This window comes from Algoriphagus pacificus (assembly GCF_017254845.1).
Classification (GTDB): Bacteria; Bacteroidota; Bacteroidia; order Cytophagales; family Cyclobacteriaceae; genus Algoriphagus; species Algoriphagus pacificus.
The window spans coordinates 28,421-46,006 of sequence record NZ_JAFKCU010000004.1; the positions used below are offsets into that span (position 1 = coordinate 28,421).

The window sequence follows — 17,586 nt, forward strand, 5'->3', positions numbered from 1 at the left end:
CGATTGCATACTAGATTAAAATGTACTGGAAAGATAAGAGATTACTCTTGGTAAACCGTAAATAAAACAGTTTCTCCCACAGCTTGCAAGGTTCTGCGGTCAATCAATTCCATATTATCACTATGGGTATGGTGATAATGACCAAATCCATAGTCTGGTGAAAAGTCTAGAATATCAATCATAGGAATTCCAGCCTTTGCATTGACAAAAGCGTGATCATCTAGGATTTCTGCAGCATCCCTTATAACGAAAAAGTCACCGTGGCCGATTTTAGCAGCATTTTCCCAGACTTTTCTAAGTATCCCTGCGGCATATTGCTTGCTGTAGCCTTCCCAATAGAAATGGGCTCCTTTGGCTCCTACCATGTCTAGGAGGATTCCGTAGTAAGCGGTATAATTTGTAACATGTTTATTTTCGGACCAATACTGAGAACCCAAACACCACCAGAAATCTTGGGAAGTATTTCGGTTTGTAGTTTGATCCGGTTCTCCATCATCTTCACCATCGAAGAGGATGAAATCAATACCTACATCCGGCTTTAGTTCTTGGGAAGTGATGGTTCTGGCGATTTCCAAAAGAACTCCAACACCGCTGGCCCCATCATTGGCTCCATCGATAGGTTGGTCTAAATCCTGAGAATCTTTATCAGCAATCCTTCTTGTGTCCCAATGCGCAGAAAGCATGATTCTTTTGCTCGCTGATGGATTATAAGAAGCAATGATATTGGTGAGATCCCAAGTCAGATTATCATATGTTTTAGCTTCAAAATCCTGAGTTTGTACGCTCAATCCATAGCTTTCAAACTTGGAAATGATCCATTCCTTTGTCTCCTGATGAGCAGGAGTCATCGGTACTCTTGGGCCAAAATCAACTTGCTTTTGGATGTAAGCATATGCGGAATCAGCTGAAAAGCTAGGGTAGGGCTTTGCAGGAGTTTCAGTTACTGTCTCGGTTTTCTTTTCTGTCGGGCCACAAGCCCAAGCCAGAAATAAAATACCGACTAGCCATATTCTATTCTTCATATGCCCAATCAATTTTATCTTTCATGTCTTTCACTACGAAACCAAGATCTTTTAATCCAGCTCTGATTTCATCCACTTTGTCATAATCTCTTGCCATTTTAGCTTCAGTATAAAGCTTTAATAAGAGATTGATCATTTTGTTTTGGCTGTCTGATTTCTCTTCTACCAGACCAAGTATTTCTTCAACAAAAGTGAGGAAGGTGTTTATCAATTTATGGAAAGTCTCTTCTCCTAAGGCAGCCGATTCCAACTGTCCGGTGTACATGGAATTGATCTTTTTCAACAGGTTGAAAAGGTGACCAATTGCCTGGGCCGTATTAAAATCATCATCCATAGCTCGGTAAGCATTGGTGATGCTAGATTCGATCTGCTCAATCTGTTTTTTATCCACAGCAACATCCGATGCTTGATATTCCAGCATTTTAGCAATTCTCAATCCATTGATCAGCTTTTTATATCCTTTTTGGGCTGCTTTTAATGCATCGTTTGAGAAATCTAAAGTCGAACGATAATGTGCCGTCAGCATAAAGTAGCGGATCGTCATTGGGCTATAGGCCTGCTCCAATAGATCATGATCTCCGTTGAATAATTCTTGCAGGGTAATAAAATTCCCTAAAGATTTACCCATCTTCTGACCATTGATCGTGATCATATTGTTGTGCATCCAATAGTTTACTGGATCTTTATGATTGCATGCGTTTCCTTGTGCTATCTCACATTCATGATGAGGAAACATCAAATCCATTCCACCGCCGTGGATATCGAAGTTATTACCCAAGTATTTTGAGCTCATGGCAGTACACTCGAGGTGCCAACCCGGAAATCCTACACCCCAAGGAGAATCCCATTTCATAAGATGCTCAAAAGCGGCATTTTTCCATAAAGCAAAGTCTACTGGATTCCGCTTTTCGGATTGTCCATCCAGATCTCTGCTTCCACTCATTAATTCATCGATAACTCTCCCAGAAAGCCTTCCATAAGGAGTTTTTTCATTGTATTTCAAAGTGTCAAAATACACGGAGCCGTTGACTTCGTAAGCCAATCCTTCTTTCAGAATCGCTTCTACTAATGCAATTTGCTCTGGAATATGTCCGGTTGCACGAGGCTCGATGTTCGGCTTCCAGGTATTTAATAAAGCCATATCCCTGTGGTAGGAATCCGTGTATTGCTGCGCAATTTCCATAGGCTCCAATTGCTCAAGCTTGGCTTTTTTGGCGATTTTATCTTCTCCCTCGTCGGCATCACCTTGCAGGTGACCTACATCAGTGATATTTCTAACATACCTAACACGATATCCCAAATGGGTAAGGTATCTGTTAACTGTGTCAAAAGTTACTGCTGGTCTGGCATGTCCCAAATGTGCGTCTCCGTAAACAGTCGGTCCGCAGACATACAAACCTACGAAAGGAGGGTTAATGGCTTGGAAGTTCTCTTTCTTGCGGGAAAGAGTGTTGTAAAGCTTTAATTGATGCGATTTCATAAGTCTGCAAAAGTACAAATTTGAGTCTGATAATTATTGGGTAACGAGATCCGTGTGGCACGGTTCGGAATCGGGCTGCAAAATATAAGTTTCGATTTTAATAAATAGGGAATTTGAAATTAATGAAATTCAAGGGATACAATATTTTGGCAAAAAAGAACCTCCTGATTGAAGTCAGGAGGTTTCTCTTTTAAAAATTATAGTATTTAAACTATCAATGCTTAAAGTGTCTCACTCCTGTCATCACCATGGACATGCCGTGGTCATTACAATAGTCGATGCTCAATTGATCTTTGATTGATCCTCCAGGTTGTACTACTGCAGTGATTCCAGCTTTGCCAGCTATCTCCACACAATCTGGGAATGGGAAGAAAGCATCAGAAGCCATAACAGCTCCCTTCAAATCAAAACCAAACTCATGTGCTTTTGTAATTGCCTGCTTTAATGCATCTACACGGGAAGTTTGTCCAACTCCAGAAGAGAACATCTGATTGTCATTGCTTAGGATAATGGTGTTGGATTTGGTGTGTTTACAGATTTTCGCTGCAAAAACCATCGCGTCCATTTCCTTGTCAGAAGGAGTTTCTTGAGTTACTACTTTGAAATCTTCTTTAGTTTCAGTTGCCAAATCCCTGTCTTGCTCGATGACGCCATTCAAAAGCGTTTTCATCATTTTTGTACCAGGAAGATCGATTTTCTGACGAAGTAAAATTCTGTTTTTCTTTGAAGTCAACACTTCCAAAGCTTCTTCGGTAAACTCAGGAGCAATCAATACTTCGAAGAATAACGAATGCATTTCTTCCGCTGCTTCTTTATCAACTGTTTGATTTGTTACCAAAACACCTCCAAAAGCTGAAATTGTATCCGCTTCGAAAGCTTTTAGATAAGCTTCTTTTACAGTTGGTGCCAAAGCAACTCCACAAGCATTTGTATGCTTTAGGATAGCGAAAGCTGTTTCTCCTTTGAATTCAGCGATCAAATTCACCGCTGCGTCTACATCTACTAGATTATTGTAAGAAAGTTCTTTGCCATTCAACTGATCAAACAAAGCATCCATATCTCCATAGAAATGAGCTGCTTGATGTGGGTTTTCTCCGTAACGAAGCGCTTTAGCTTTGTTTTCAGAAACTTTCAACGCAGGAATATTTTCAACTCTGTTGAAGTAATTGAAAATATGAGTATCGTAATTAGATGACACTTGGAAAGCCTGAGCAGCAAAATAACGACGGTCTTCTAAAGTAGTCGCGCCATCTTGCTCAGTTAATCTTTGCTCCAACTCTTTATATTGATCTTTAGAAGCTATGATGGTTACATCCTTAAAGTTTTTGGCAGCAGCACGTATCAAGGAGATGCCACCGATGTCAATTTTTTCGATAATATCTGCTTCAGAAGCTCCTGAAGCTACTGTCTCTTCGAAAGGATACAAATCCACAATTACCAAATCAATAGCTGGGATTTCATATTCAGCTGCCTGAGAAAGGTCTCCTTCGTTTTCTCTTCTGTAAAGAATACCACCAAAGATTTTTGGGTGAAGGGTCTTTACTCTTCCGCCGAAAATAGATGGGTAGCTAGTCAATTCTTCAACCGGAACAACTGCTGCACCCTGCTCTTCAATAAACTTTTGAGTGCCACCAGTAGAATAGATGGTTACTCCGTGTTTTTTTAATAGGGCAATGATAGGTTCGAGATTGTCTTTATAGAAGACAGAGATTAAGGCAGATTGAATTTTCTTTGTTGCCATTTGGGAATGGATTTGTTTGATTTCTAAAGGATAACCTTGCCCGCCAAAGCGGAATGCAAAGGTAGGAAAAAAGACCTAAAGGATGGGTGATTAAAATATAATTTGGGGCAAACTTCAAAAATGAAAAAGGATAAGGGCTTTTTATTGAAATGAATTAATTCTTAGCGAGAAACTCTTTTGCCTCAACTATTTCCTTCCTTTCAATCTCATTGAGATTGGTTAAATCAATCATTTGCTTAAAATATGAGATAGAAAGGCTATGGTTTCCTGAAAGTTCAGCAGCTTTTGCAGCCCCGTAAAGCCCATTGAATCGTTTCGGGTGTTGAGTTAGATCATATTCATAGGCTATCAATGCCTCAGCTGGTAATTTTGATTCCATTAGGAGGTCTCCAAGTAATTCTCCGGCTGGCAAAACTTCTCCTGGAGTTACTGGATGTTTATTGGTATGATATTCCATTTCCGCAGCGGCTCTCATCATTGCCACAGCTTCTGTCTGATTGCCTTGGAACATGGAAATCCAGGCTTCTACAGTTTTGATTTGAATTTGAACTTGATTGGATTCATAAATTTGTTTCATCCGAACCAATTGTTCGTGGTTGGCTTTTAATAGTTCTAATTCTTCTTTTGCTTGGTTGACATCTCCATTTCTGATTGAGCCCATTGCCCTTGCGAAATATAAGATTGACTCTTGCCAAGGGAATTTTTCCCAGTTTAATTCAATTGATGGCATTTCTAGATTGGAAGCTAAAATCCAATCTTTAGTTTCCAGTGCAATTCGAGACGGGATTGCTGCTACAGTGTAAGCAACTTTAAAATTTTCAGGAAAGACTTTTTTAAAAGTTTTTAGATATTCCAATTGCTCTAAGGCCTTTTTGGTTTCTCCTTTTTGCAAATAAGCATAAACCAAATAATCCATTCCATGCAACTCTTCATCCCAATGACCATCCGGATCAATACTTTCAGCATAGCATATTGCGGAAGAGGTGGAATTTAGATTGGAATTTATCGACTCTTCCCAAAGTCCAAGTCTTGTAAAAATATGTGAGGGCATATGTTGCGCATGTGCCGAAGATGGAGCGATTTGGGCGTATTTCCTGGCAGTGGCAAGAGCTAAGTTCGCCAACTCCGGATAGTCATAATTATGAATGATGTAATGCGCGATGCCAGGGTGATCGGGTTGGTTGGGATATATGGATTCCAATATGGCTCCAGATTTTCTTTGAGCTTTGTAAGTTTTATCATTGGGGTCAGCTGTTGCCCTTAAAGCCAAAGCATAAAAAATTGCTGCTTCTTTATCATCGGGGAATTCACGATAAACTTTTTCCATGGCTAGTTCAAATCTATGAGCCCGTTCCTGGTGACTTTGAGTTTCCCAGTCTTCATAGAACTTAGATAAAGCAAGTATGTATGCTTTCTCTCTTTCATCTCTTACAAGCGATCTGGCCAGTTCTAAAGCCAAAGCACCCTTTTCCAGATAAGCTGTTCCTGACTGTAGCCAAAGTGAATGAAAATTGCTCATAGCTACACCCCAATAAGCCATGGCACAATCTGGATCATCTGCAATTATCTGAGCGAAGGCTTTTTCTGCTTCTGAATATTCAAAAGAATGTAATAAGGAAATGGCCAGATCAAACTTTTTGCGAACATCTTCTTCGCAAGAAATAGAAAAGCTTACTTCCCCAAAATCCCCATTTCCACATAAGGTAATGTCTCCTTGGAGTAGATTTAAGTCACTTAAATCCTCGCTCTTTATTTTTTTGAAATTGCAGCTAAACCCTAGGAATAGAAGGATGCAGACTGGAAAAATTAGATTCAAGGTTTTCATTTTCTGATTTTTTAGTTTCAATCAGGCAGGTGAAAATTTTTGCCATGAAAAATTGATCATCAGTACCTAAAAACCTTCTACTGGGACATTCCCAATTGAGGATTAATATAAGCTACGACTTTATAAGTCTATCTGCAAATAGTTGATTTTGAGTTGTATAGTTATAAAAATAGTTTACGATCTGTTCTACATTGAAAAAAACAATTATGATTTAAATAATAGATCCAGCAAAAAAAAAGTGCAGTCCCAAAAGCGTTAGGAACTGCACATTTATATAGCTTATTTAATTTTATTCATTAGCCGCTTTATAAATAGCATCAAGCAAACTTCCTTCTTCTTTTGTGTCATTTCCAAGTTCCCAAAACATGATACCACCTAGGCCTTTTTCCATGGTGTATTCTGTTTTTAAAGCAACGGAAACCGTGTCATCATAGGAAACAAACAAGCTATCTTCTGTATTGTACATGTAAGGCGATTTTGCCTTCTCATCCCAATACCGCTTGAATTTTCCATCGGCTTCATACTTTTCCCGGATTTGATGATATGCCATCCAGCCGATTTGTAAGCCTCCGCTCAACTGGTACAATCCATTGTTTACTGGTGGAACCCCTTTCCAAACTCTCCCATAAAAAGCACTTCCTATTACGATTTGCTTAGGATCTACTCCCTCTTGAATCAGAAAATCAACGATTTTCTCTGCAGACCTAGGATCTGGATCTAGGTTGTCACCATTCGAATACAAACTGTCTAAATGAGCTTGAAAAGGAGTTCCTGCAATATCTCCACTTTTTACGTCGCCAAGCGGTGTATGATGTCCCGTATAAATTGAAACTCCAGAGACTTGGTCATAGGTCATGACATTGGTGTAGTTCGCATACTTCATGACTTCATTCAGCTCGATGAAATCGTAATAGCGTTTCCAACCAGCAGATGCAAAAGTCAAGATTTTTGGAGTCTCAAATTGATCTAGCATTTCCCGTAATCCTTTCATTAGGGCGGTGAAGTTTTTGGTATCTTCTGGTCGAGCCATGGTGCCAGCTCCGGATATCCCAGGGTATTCCCAGTCCATATCCATTCCGTCCAACTGATATTTTGCGATGAATTCAGATGCACTTTTGATGAATTTGGCTCGACTTTCTTCAGTCAAAGCCATATCCGAAAATCCATCAGCTCCCCACCCTCCGCAGGCTATCATCACCTTTAGATCTGGATTACGTTCTTTTTGTTTGACCAAAGCCTCCAATTTTGCACCTGCAACTTCTTCATTTCTGAATTTCATTTCTCCATCAATCACGTTTGTGAAGGAGTAAATAATGTGAGTCAATTTCTCTACAGGAATTTCTTCAGGCTTATAGTTTCTTTCCGCCACATAGTAAGCCATAATCACCGGGTCAGGTGTCAGGTAAGTAGCTTGTGGTTCATCCTTTTGATCAGTTGCAGGAGAGGAACAGCTCCATACACTAAGCAGAAGCAAAAGGGTAAAAAGATAGGTGGTTTTCAAAGTGGAAGTCTTTTTTACTTTTTAAATAATTTCGAAGAAGTTGAAATTACTTAATTTAAAATATTTTAACATGACCTTTGATAAAAATTAAATCTCGGTAGAGGAATTAGGATTTAATTTTGCGAAAAATTTAAATTCGAGCTTTTTTATTTTAACTAACATATGAGTATCATTTGAAAAACACCCTCTTTCTGCGAATTACCCTTTTATGAAAGTAATTAAGAGATTTTGAACTGTTTCCGATTTTCCCAAGGGTTCCAAAAAGCAAACAAATACGTTGATTGCAACCGCAAAATAAGTGGCTGGATGCTTTGGCTTATTATATTTTATTGCGGCTAGAATTATCAAACCAATGATAATTGCTTGAGACACATATAGCGATGGCATAATTGGTATGTTTGGCCAGTCTTCTATCATAATACCAATGTGTAAATTCTGGATTCCTCTTCCCAAAGCGGGCATCATGATCAGGAAAACAGTGGTGATCAACCACCAGGCATGATCTTCTAGCGATTTTCGGGTCAGGATACTTTTAATTACTGCAAAGCCAAAAGCTATAATTATGACGATTTCTACAGAAGCTACTCCATAAAAAAACCAAGGTTCAAATGGTCCAAATCTATCTGGATTATCCATTGATAATTGTGCTGTATTCAAATCCCGAAACATCATGCTGAAGGCAGTTATTCCCACACCCCCGGCTAAGAACATACCGATAATGCCATTCGTACGGTGTTTTTCCAGCATGCCATGGGTAGCATAATAGGGCTGGATTATAAGATAGATGTACCAAATAGTTCCGGTCCAATAGTGGATATGAACTGACCAGGCATTCTCAGTAAAATCTCCCCAATAATCCCTAAAAATACCTAACTGCATTAAAACCATAGGAAGGATCATCCACTTATACAAGCTCTTGTACTTTTCCATTTTTTTATTGTTCTGTTTAAAAATAACCTATTAAAGCAATTCCGATTTAATCAGTTGGTTTAGCGCTTGGTGGTGAAAGAAAAAAATATGTAAGTATCAGTTAATTAGTTTATTAAAAACTAGGTTTTCCTGAATAAAATAAAACATAGCAAAAATCTATTCCTCCATACACAAAAATGCATGGGTTTTAAATTATTAAAAATATTGTAATATTCAAATACAGGCTTTAACTATTTTGTTGTTAGTTATTCTGCTTGAGTCAGGATGAATTTTTTCTAAAAATTATGCTTTTTGGACTCCTTTGAGATTTTAAAAATAGTAACCAATCAAAGCCTTTAGCTTTTAAGCTCCTTATTCATTAACGCCAATAACTCATTGATGGAGTCTTGGATTTGAACCAGATAATTTCTGCCAGTAGTCAATACTCCATACATATCCTTGCATTCAGAAGTGAGCTCAGCATAATGTTCAATGAATAAAGCAGGGTCTACTTCCTTTACAATGACAATGTCAGGATTGTATTCAATGATAAAATCAATTTTTTTTCGCATGAGGGACCCTAATTGAAACTGATATCTTTGGTCGATAATAGCATCTAGGTTTTCATATTTTTTGTATTGGAAATCATACAGGTTTATAAGGAGCGCTTTTATTTCTGGAGAAGAAATCAATTCCAGACCATTGCTGGAAACCAATAAATTATAAATACCTGTTTTTGGGAAAAAGCTCATTCCGCTTAGGCAGATGTCAGCAGAAACACCATTAAAATCAAATCCTTCCAATTCATAAAGTGGTTGGCTAGGAGGTGCCAAGACTATTTTTCTGATTGTTTCGATACTTCTATTTTGCAGTTCGATGATATCCCGAACTTCAATAGAATCCTGTTTTAAGGAGGTGAGTAGGTTTTGATATACCTCTCGTGCAGTTTGATTTGATTTTCTGTTCTCGTTCCAGTTATTGATTGATAGCGCAATCAAAATCCCGATCACAACCAATACTATTTCTCCAACAGCGTATTTGAGATATCTGCTGGTTTGTCCACTTGCCAATAAGTTTTGTCGAATTTTATTAAAAAGTTTAATCATTGATTATAGGTTTCGAATGTGAATGGACAACAAGTTTATATGCTCAAAAAATGCTTTATAGTCACTTTTTTTAAGTAACTAAATAAAATCTAAGTCAATTTTAAGAAGGAAGACCTTTGTAATTTTCCTATAAAATCACTTTTGTAATTAACCAGATTTCAATCTTTTCTAGTTTTCTTTTTTTCAAAAGTTGGTCTTTCTGATGATCACCTCAAAAGCAATTCTGAAAAGTAGATCAAAACTTAAGGTAAGGATTTCTCTCTAAAAAAATATAGGGTAGTTTAACCCAATAATCCTTCTATCACTTTCGGGAAATATTTATGCTCCAGTTCATGAACTTTGGCAGCAATGCTGTCAGGAGTATCCAGTTCGTTTAGAGCGGTATGAGCTTGAAAAATGATTTTCCCTTCGTCGTAATTTTCATTGACTAAGTGAATGGTAATACCTGTTTCCTTTTCCCCGGCAGCTTTTACAGCTTCGTGCACAAAATGGCCATACATGCCTTTTCCGCCATATTTTGGCAGCAAGGCTGGATGAATATTAACCATTCTATCTGGGAAAGCTCGGGTGAGTTCGACAGGAATCTTCAAAAGAAAACCAGCCAGAATCACGAAATCGATGTTTTCATCCTGAAGTTTTTCAAGTAAGATTCCGGCATCCATTTCCTTACGGGTAAAAGTAAAAGTTGGAACCTCAAACTTTTTCGCACGCTCCAAAACATATGCATCCGCTTTGTTGCTTGCTACAAGCGCCACCTCAGCTTTGGCTGAAGTTTGGAAATGTTCCATGATCTTTTCGGCATTACTTCCGCTTCCGGAAGCTAAAATAGCAAGGCGTTTCAAGGGCTTTTGGTTTTTTGGAATACTGCGAAATTAAAAGAAATCTCCCGCAATGGAGTGATGAGGCAATGTGTTTTTTAAATCAAAGTTTAAAGCTACCAATCCCAATCCTAAACTCCCTAACCTCTAATCTGCCCATTCCCTCTCACGATCCATTTGTAGCTACACAGTTCTTTCAAAGCCATCGGGCCTCGGGCATGAAGTTTTTGGGTACTGATTCCTATCTCTGCACCAAATCCGAATTGAGCTCCATCAGTAAATGCGGTGGATGCATTTTCATATACTGCAGCGGCATCTACTTCCAATAAAAAACGATCGATATGTTCCTGATTTTCTGAAACAATACATTCGGAATGTTTAGATGAATACTGGTCAATATGGTCTAGTGCTTCATCTAAGTTAGCAACTGTTTTAATCGCCATTTTCAGACTTAGAAATTCCGTTCCAAAATGTGATGGTTCTGCTTTCGAAATGGAAGTGCTAGACTTCAAAGAGGCTAATGCTTTTTCGTCTGCAAAAATTTCTACCTCTTTTTCAAGCAATGGTGTAATGAGTTCCTGAAGTTTTGGCAACCAAGACTCATGGATAATCAAGCAGTCCAAGGAATTGCAAACACTTGGTCTTCTTGTTTTAGCATTCAGAATGATCGCTTTTGCAATTTCAAAATCCGCAGATTCATCCACATAGGTATGAACTATTCCCGCTCCAGTTTCGATTACGGGAACTTTGGAATGCTCTCTTACAAAATTGATCAGACCCTGAGAACCACGTGGGATGATAACATCAACCAAACCAACAGCCTCAAGCAAAGCTTTGGTAGCTGCTCTGTCAGCAGGCAAAAGTTGAAAAGCTGAGGTTGGAATATTGTGGTTTTCCAAAACCTGATGGATCAAGGCCATGATGGCGCGATTTGAATGATTGGCATCCGAACCACCTTTTAATACCAAACCATTTCCGGATTTCAAGGCTAATGAAAATACATCAAATGTGACATTCGGTCTCGCCTCGTAGATGATTCCAATAACACCCAAAGGCACTGTCTTTTTCTCAATTAGAAGACCATTTTCCAAGTTTTTACTTTCCAAAATATGGTGCAAGGGACTTGGTAAAGAACTTACCTGAATGATTTCTCCCGCGATTGAATGTATACGTTCCTCCGTTAAAAGCAGCCGATCGTACATTGGATTTTCTTGATCCATTTTGTTCAGATCTTTTTGATTTTCTGCCAGTAAAAATGCAGAGTTCTCAACCGCAACAGTAGCCAGATTATGCAAGATAAAATTGACTTGCTCATTGCTAAGTGAATGCAGCTTTTTGGCTCCTTTTTTTACTCCTTCAAAAATATCTTGGTACTCAGTCATGGTCGAAAATATAGAGGTAATCGTAATGAATTAATGCTTTTTGGTTTTTTTGACCAATTTTTTCCAGTGCGACTTTACTGGAATATTCGGCTCTCCCCAAGCCTATTTTGTGGCCCTTTTCATCTTTGATCAATAAGATGTCACCTTTCACAAATTCTCCGGTAAGCTGGGTAATTCCGATCGGAAGAAGGCTTCGTATCACTTCTGAATTCAAGGATGCTTTCGCTCCTTCATTAACTGTGATTTCACCTTTGTAGTATTCGCTTCCGTGGGCTAACCATTTTTTTACTCCTTGTTTTGCTTTTTTAGGTTCAAACCAGGTGCAACGAAGCGTTTTAGCAGCGAATTGTTGTAAAACATCGTCTGATTTCCCGTTGGCGATAATTACCTGAATGCCTAAATCGGCCGATTTTTTAGCCATGGCGTATTTGGTGAGCATTCCGCCTCTCCCGAAGGAGGATTTGGAAGCAGAAATGTAATTGCTGACTTCAGGCATACTGGAAGCCACTTTTTCAATGAGTTTGGATTCGGGATCGGAAGGGTTTCCGGTGAAAATCCCATCCACATTGGTCAATAAAAGCAAGCTGTCAGCATTGATCATGGCAGCTGTCAGGCTCGCCAATTCATCATTATCGGTAAACATCAATTCTGTGATCGTAACAGTATCATTTTCATTGATGATCGGAAGAATTCCTTGCGATAAAAGCGCCTGAATACAATTCTTCATGTTCAGGAAATGCTTTCTGTCCCGAAAGTCTTCTTTGGTTACAAGTATTTGAGCTACAGCTTGCCCGTTTTGCTCAAAGAAACTTTGGTATTGGTTGATCAAACGGATTTGACCTGTGGAGGCCCAGATTTGTTTTTTGATTACCGGATTGAGCTTATCAGGAAGGGGAATTGATTTTCTGCCAAATGCCACTGCACCAGAACTCACCAAGACCACTTTTTTTCCAGCAGACAGCAGTTTTTGAATTTGGGACACCAGTTTTTCCATCCGCCCAAGATCAGGAAGCCCATTTTCTTGGGTCAAAACATTCGAACCGATTTTAATGACAAGTAATTTGCTGTCCAGCATAGTTGGAAAATTTGGCTGAAATTAGGAAAGATTTGGGAATCGGGGACTTTGAATGCGGAATTAGGAGGCTTTTTCTTTGCTGGATTGCAAAATATTTCGAAAGTTGAACTATTTACTTTTAATTGTGAATGGAGTGTTTTCTATAAAAAGCCCATGCTAATGGTACCCACCAACATCAGTAATTTTGCCAAGCTACTCAGTTTTGTAAAATGATCTTTCCTGTCCGCCTGATAGATCAAATACATGAAATAGGTGAAAAACACTCCCAATCCTCCGAAGTAATAGAAAATTACAGGTCGGTTAAGTTTGAATGTGACAATAAAAATGGCGCAGACAAAAATCCCCGCAATGATAAAAATAACTGCTTTGGTTTTTCTGAAACCAATCACAATCGGAAGTGTCCTACAACCGTGTTTCCTATCTCCAGGCCTATCCTCGATGTCTTTGATGATTTCCCGAATCAAGTTGAGAAAGAAAGCGAAAATGGCATAGGTCAAAATCAGTAATTCCGATTTTTGATATAAAATAGCCACCATATAAATGGTCAGTGATGTAAGAAAGGCTACCGTCAAATTTCCAATAAAAGGTTCTCTTTTTAGCTGATTGCTATAAAACCATAGGAGAAATGCGGCAATGAAATTTACAAGTGCAATTTTTGGTGAAACCAAGATTCCTAAACCTATTCCTGTGAAGTTCAGAATTGTATGTAGGAAAATGACCACTCTTCTTTTGATTCCCTTTCCCACTACCACTTCATGGGGACGGTTTACATAATCGATTTTGACATCGTAATAATCATTGATCATATAACCGGAAGCGGCAATGATGATGGTTGAAAGCACCATCAGATAGAGCCTGTAATCTGACAGAACAGGAAGCCCGCTATTGGATTCCCCTACCAGAAAATAAGCTGTCATGAGTTGAGCAAAGGCAACCATCAGCAGATTGATAGGTCTGCTGATCCTGAAAAGTCCGCTAAAGGAAATGGTTCGATCCACGCTCATGGTATTCATAACTCAAAAATAGTGTAAATCAATTCATTACTGACGGTATCTTTTAGGATAAAAGAGAAAAATCGATTCCGTAAGTTTTGCTGCCTCCAATTCGGGTTTTAGTTATATTTTCAATTTGAAATCAATAAACCCTACATACCATGAACTCAGAGTCTTCTAATTCACGAAGAGATTTTCTTGCAAAAACAGGAAGTTTAATAGCTGGCAGCATCTTTATCCATCCAGTCAGCGAAGCCCTCAATCTTTGGAACAAACCCGGTGAAAAAATGAAACTAGCGCTCGTGGGTACTGGAATCCGAGGTACAACCATGTTTGGGCGAGATGTGATGCGGGTTTACAAGGACCAAGTGGAATTTGTCGGTCTTTGTGATATCAATGAAGGAAGGGTAAAATATGCCAAAACCTTTATTGGGGTCGATTGCCCGACTTATACTGATTGTGATCAGATGCTGAAGGAAGTCAGGCCAGATGTATTGATTGTAACCACCATGGATAGCACACATAATCAATTTATCATAAAAGGATTGGAAGCCGGAATCAATGTGATTACCGAAAAACCCATGACTACTGACGAAGTAAAGTGTCAGAATATATTGGATGCAGAGCGCAAATCAGGAAAGAAAGTCATCGTAACCTTCAACTACAGGTATTCTCCACACAGACAGAAAATCTATGAGATTCTAAGAGCTGGAGAAATCGGAACCATCACTTCTGTTGATTTTCATTGGTATCTCAATACTTCTCACGGAGCTGATTATTTCAGAAGATGGCATGGATACAGAGACAAAAGCGGAACCTTATTGGTCCACAAATCCACCCATCATTTTGATTTACTCAATTGGTGGCTAGATTCAGACCCTGTAGAGGTTTTTGCTTTCGGGGAACTGGAGTTTTATGGTAAAAACGGTCCGTATAGAGGTGAAACCTGTAGAAGCTGTACCCATAAAAATGAATGTGATTTCTACTGGGATGTCACAAAAAATGAGCATCTCAAGAATCTATATGTAGAAAATGAGCAGTACGATGGTTACCATCGAGATGGCTGTGTATTCCGTGAGGATATCAATATTTATGATAAAATGGCTGTCCAGATCAAGTACAAAAACAAAGTTCAGGTGAGTTATTCCTTGACTACCTATTCTCCATATGAGGGCTATAGAATTGCATTTAATGGTACCAAAGGTAGGGTAGAAGCTTGGGTAAAAGAAAGCCAACCTTGGAAGGTAGAGCCACAGGATGAAATTAGATTGACTAAGAATTTTGGCGAATCAGAAATTATCGTGGTTCCTCATGGAGGTGGAGGTCACGGTGGGGGAGATACCCGCTTGAAGGATAAGATTTTCAAAGATCCTTCCATGGCAGATCCTTGGAGGCAAGCTGCTGGCACAAGAGATGGAGCCATGTCTTGTTTGATTGGAATTGCAGCTCGGAACAGCATAGAAACCGGAAAACCAATTAAAATCAAAGACTTAACTGATATTCCATTAGCTGAAAGTGGAAGAGGTATCTAAATAAAAATGTCGGGACGGAAATCCCGACATTTTTTTGACTTATACTTTTTTATTGACCTTCATATCCTTCCTCAAACTCAAGGTAGAAATCGAAAAATGGAAGCATTTGATTAGGGATTCTACCATCTTTCGTATAAATGTTATTGGTATGTGTTCCAATGTATTCCTCAGCAAAATGCTTGACTCCTACATTTTCCAGTCGCTGACTGAACATCTCGCATTGGATCGTAAATCGGTCTCCCGCATTTCTTCCCCAATCAAACTTGATCGCTTTTAATTTCTGGAGATTTTCAAGGTTTTCATCAATCATATGCAAGGGCATATTGGCATACCATTTTTCCAAAACCTCTTGATTGACATGGAGTTTGTCACCTTCATATTCAAAAGGAAGGTCACAATAAAAAGGAGCTTTGTCAGGGTTTGGTGACCAAGAACGCCCAAAAGCTACCATTACTTTCCCAAAATAAGTTTTCCCTAAATCCTCCATATTGTCAATGGTGGAAATCTCTTTGAAAGTGTCACTATTCGGGCCGTATTCTCTGACGATGGTCAATGCTCCAGGACTCAAAGCATAGACTGAACTGAAAATATCCGGGTAATGCATGGCGATTTTGAGTGCGCCATAGCCACCCATGCTATGTCCAGTGATTCCTCTGCTTTCCTTTTTGGCAATGGTCCGATAATTTTTGTCTATATATTCTACCAAGTCAAAAGCCGTAAAATCCTCCCAATTCCCGAAGTAACCAGAGTTACTGTAGAAGCTGCCATCATAAGTTGTTTTTTCATCTGGAATGACCAGAATAAAAGGCCTGATTTTATTAGTGGCAATAGAAAAATCTAAAATTTCTGTCATGAAAGAAAGCATCTTATTGTCTCCCATAAAACCATGGAGGAAGTAGATGACGGGATACCTTTGGGTAGACGATTCATAACCGGGAGGGAGGTAGACAGAAATTGCTCTATTCGGGTTTTCTCCTGCTTTGTTTTCAAGGTTTTTGGAATAGATCGTTTCAGTCACGACTTTCCCCTGCAATGTTTGGCTGGATAGTTCTAGAGAAACAGCAAAACAAAAGATGAGCAGAAAGAAACTAAAAGCAATCTTGTTCAGATTGAAGTGTTTCATAGTATTTTGGGTATAGGTTATAAATTTGATTAAGGTTTGTTTTCAAAGTAGGAGACACTCGATTGTCTTTCGCGGTTAACTCTCAACTGTAAGACATCGGGTCTGGAATAATGTCCAACTGGATCGAAGTTTTGGCGCTCTTCCAGCACTCGATTGAAATCCAGAGTTTCAGTCAATATTCCTTCAAAATTGGCTGCTGGTTCTAAGAGCCATTTTCCATCTGGACCAGCTATACAAGAACCTCCATCGGCTAATACATCTGGAGCGTTTTCGAGGATCATTTCTAAATGAGGAGTATTTGCCGGAAAGTCGGATTTACGCATCAAGCTCGAAACCGAAATGACAAAAGATCTACTTTCCTGAGCAATCATTCTGGTAATGTTTTCGGTGTTTCTAACTGATCCTGGCCATACTGCGACATGAAGATTTTCGCCCAATCCATACAAAGCTGTTCTTGCCAAAGGCATCCAGTTTTCCCAGCAATTCAAACCTCCGACAGTAAATTCTTTCAAGGGATGAACCTGTAGTCCATTTCCATCTCCAGGTGACCAAGTGAGTCTTTCTTCGTAAGTGGGCTGCAGTTTTCTGTGAATGGATTTGATTTCGCCAAAGGGATTAATAAATACCAAGGTGCAATAAATACTATGGCCTCCTCTGTCAATCGGTCGCTCGATGATTCCAAGGTAAATCGCAATCTGATGGGTTTTGGCAAGCGCCTGGATTTCTTTTAAATCCCCTTTTTCGATCTGAACCGAATTTTTCACATAGTGAGCATGAATTTCTTTTTGGATCTTATCATCCCATGCTGATCCATTTGTGATCGCAAGCCAAAAAGGATAGCCGGGCACAAGTCCTTCTCCGAAAACTATTAATTCACATCCCTGAGAAGCTGCTTCAAGAATTGAATTCTTTACCTTTTCAAGCGTTTCATACTTGTTCAGCCAGACAGGGGCGATTTGTGCCAATGCAACTTTCAGAAGGTTTTCCATTCCAGTTTCGTTTCCCTGAAATTAACAGAATTGTGTTTTAATTAGCGTAGAAAGCTTGAAACAAAAAAAGCGACCCAATTTTGGATCGCAT

At 39.0% G+C, this 17,586-nt stretch carries 14 protein-coding genes; 1 reads left to right on the forward strand and 13 read right to left on the reverse strand.

Translation table 11 applies throughout. The features are described from left to right. Positions 1-41 precede the first annotated feature (41 nt). The 11 genes from J0A69_RS16520 to J0A69_RS16570 form a co-directional block, all read right to left on the reverse strand. Complete coding sequence (locus J0A69_RS16520; protein ID WP_206587726.1) at positions 42-1,022, reverse strand: M28 family peptidase; 981 nt, start codon at positions 1,020-1,022, stop codon at positions 42-44. Beyond that, positions 1,012-2,502, reverse strand: a complete 1,491-nt coding sequence (gene cysS, locus J0A69_RS16525) for a cysteine--tRNA ligase (RefSeq protein ID WP_206587727.1) — start codon at positions 2,500-2,502, stop codon at positions 1,012-1,014. Before cysS ends, J0A69_RS16520 begins: the two co-directional genes overlap by 11 nt. A gap of 214 nt (positions 2,503-2,716) precedes the next feature. Then, entirely contained in the window at positions 2,717-4,243 is a 1,527-nt protein-coding gene (gene purH, locus J0A69_RS16530; RefSeq protein ID WP_206587728.1) for a bifunctional phosphoribosylaminoimidazolecarboxamide formyltransferase/IMP cyclohydrolase, read from the reverse strand. Positions 4,244-4,397: 154 nt separating this feature from the next. Further along, positions 4,398-6,068 (reverse strand): tetratricopeptide repeat protein, encoded by a 1,671-nt coding sequence (locus J0A69_RS16535; RefSeq protein ID WP_206587729.1) that lies wholly within the window; start codon positions 6,066-6,068, stop codon positions 4,398-4,400. 289 nt (positions 6,069-6,357) lie between these two features. After that, the gene (locus J0A69_RS16540) at positions 6,358-7,569 is read right to left on the reverse strand and encodes a glycoside hydrolase family 18 protein (RefSeq protein WP_236032968.1); all 1,212 of its coding nucleotides are present in this window, start codon (positions 7,567-7,569) and stop codon (positions 6,358-6,360) included. A 198-nt stretch (positions 7,570-7,767) separates the two neighbouring features. Then, on the reverse strand, positions 7,768-8,499 hold the full coding sequence (locus J0A69_RS16545) for a hypothetical protein (protein ID WP_206587730.1): 732 nt from the start codon (positions 8,497-8,499) through the stop codon (positions 7,768-7,770). 335 nt (positions 8,500-8,834) lie between these two features. Next, positions 8,835-9,584, reverse strand: a complete 750-nt coding sequence (locus tag J0A69_RS16550; protein ID WP_206587731.1) for a DUF6090 family protein — start codon at positions 9,582-9,584, stop codon at positions 8,835-8,837. A gap of 281 nt (positions 9,585-9,865) precedes the next feature. Further along, complete coding sequence (gene purN / locus J0A69_RS16555) at positions 9,866-10,426, reverse strand: phosphoribosylglycinamide formyltransferase (protein WP_206587732.1); 561 nt, start codon at positions 10,424-10,426, stop codon at positions 9,866-9,868. 116 nt (positions 10,427-10,542) lie between these two features. Continuing rightward, positions 10,543-11,784 (reverse strand): glutamate-5-semialdehyde dehydrogenase, encoded by a 1,242-nt coding sequence (locus J0A69_RS16560; protein ID WP_206587733.1) that lies wholly within the window; start codon positions 11,782-11,784, stop codon positions 10,543-10,545. Beyond that, complete coding sequence (proB, locus tag J0A69_RS16565; protein WP_206587734.1) at positions 11,777-12,859, reverse strand: glutamate 5-kinase; 1,083 nt, start codon at positions 12,857-12,859, stop codon at positions 11,777-11,779. Before proB ends, J0A69_RS16560 begins: the two co-directional genes overlap by 8 nt. A 140-nt stretch (positions 12,860-12,999) precedes the next feature. Next, complete coding sequence (locus tag J0A69_RS16570) at positions 13,000-13,872, reverse strand: geranylgeranylglycerol-phosphate geranylgeranyltransferase (protein ID WP_206587735.1); 873 nt, start codon at positions 13,870-13,872, stop codon at positions 13,000-13,002. A 140-nt stretch (positions 13,873-14,012) separates the two neighbouring features. Here J0A69_RS16570 and J0A69_RS16575 point away from each other — a divergent pair, with 140 nt between their 5' ends. Continuing rightward, on the forward strand, positions 14,013-15,383 hold the full coding sequence (locus J0A69_RS16575) for a Gfo/Idh/MocA family protein (RefSeq protein WP_206587736.1): 1,371 nt from the start codon (positions 14,013-14,015) through the stop codon (positions 15,381-15,383). A gap of 49 nt (positions 15,384-15,432) precedes the next feature. On the opposite strand, the gene J0A69_RS16580 is transcribed toward J0A69_RS16575, so the two are convergent. Both J0A69_RS16580 and J0A69_RS16585 read right to left on the reverse strand, forming a co-directional pair. Beyond that, the gene (locus J0A69_RS16580) at positions 15,433-16,506 is read right to left on the reverse strand and encodes an alpha/beta hydrolase (protein ID WP_206587737.1); all 1,074 of its coding nucleotides are present in this window, start codon (positions 16,504-16,506) and stop codon (positions 15,433-15,435) included. A gap of 29 nt (positions 16,507-16,535) precedes the next feature. Continuing rightward, entirely contained in the window at positions 16,536-17,495 is a 960-nt protein-coding gene (locus tag J0A69_RS16585) for a carbon-nitrogen hydrolase family protein (RefSeq protein ID WP_206587738.1), read from the reverse strand. Positions 17,496-17,586: the final 91 nt, after the last annotated feature.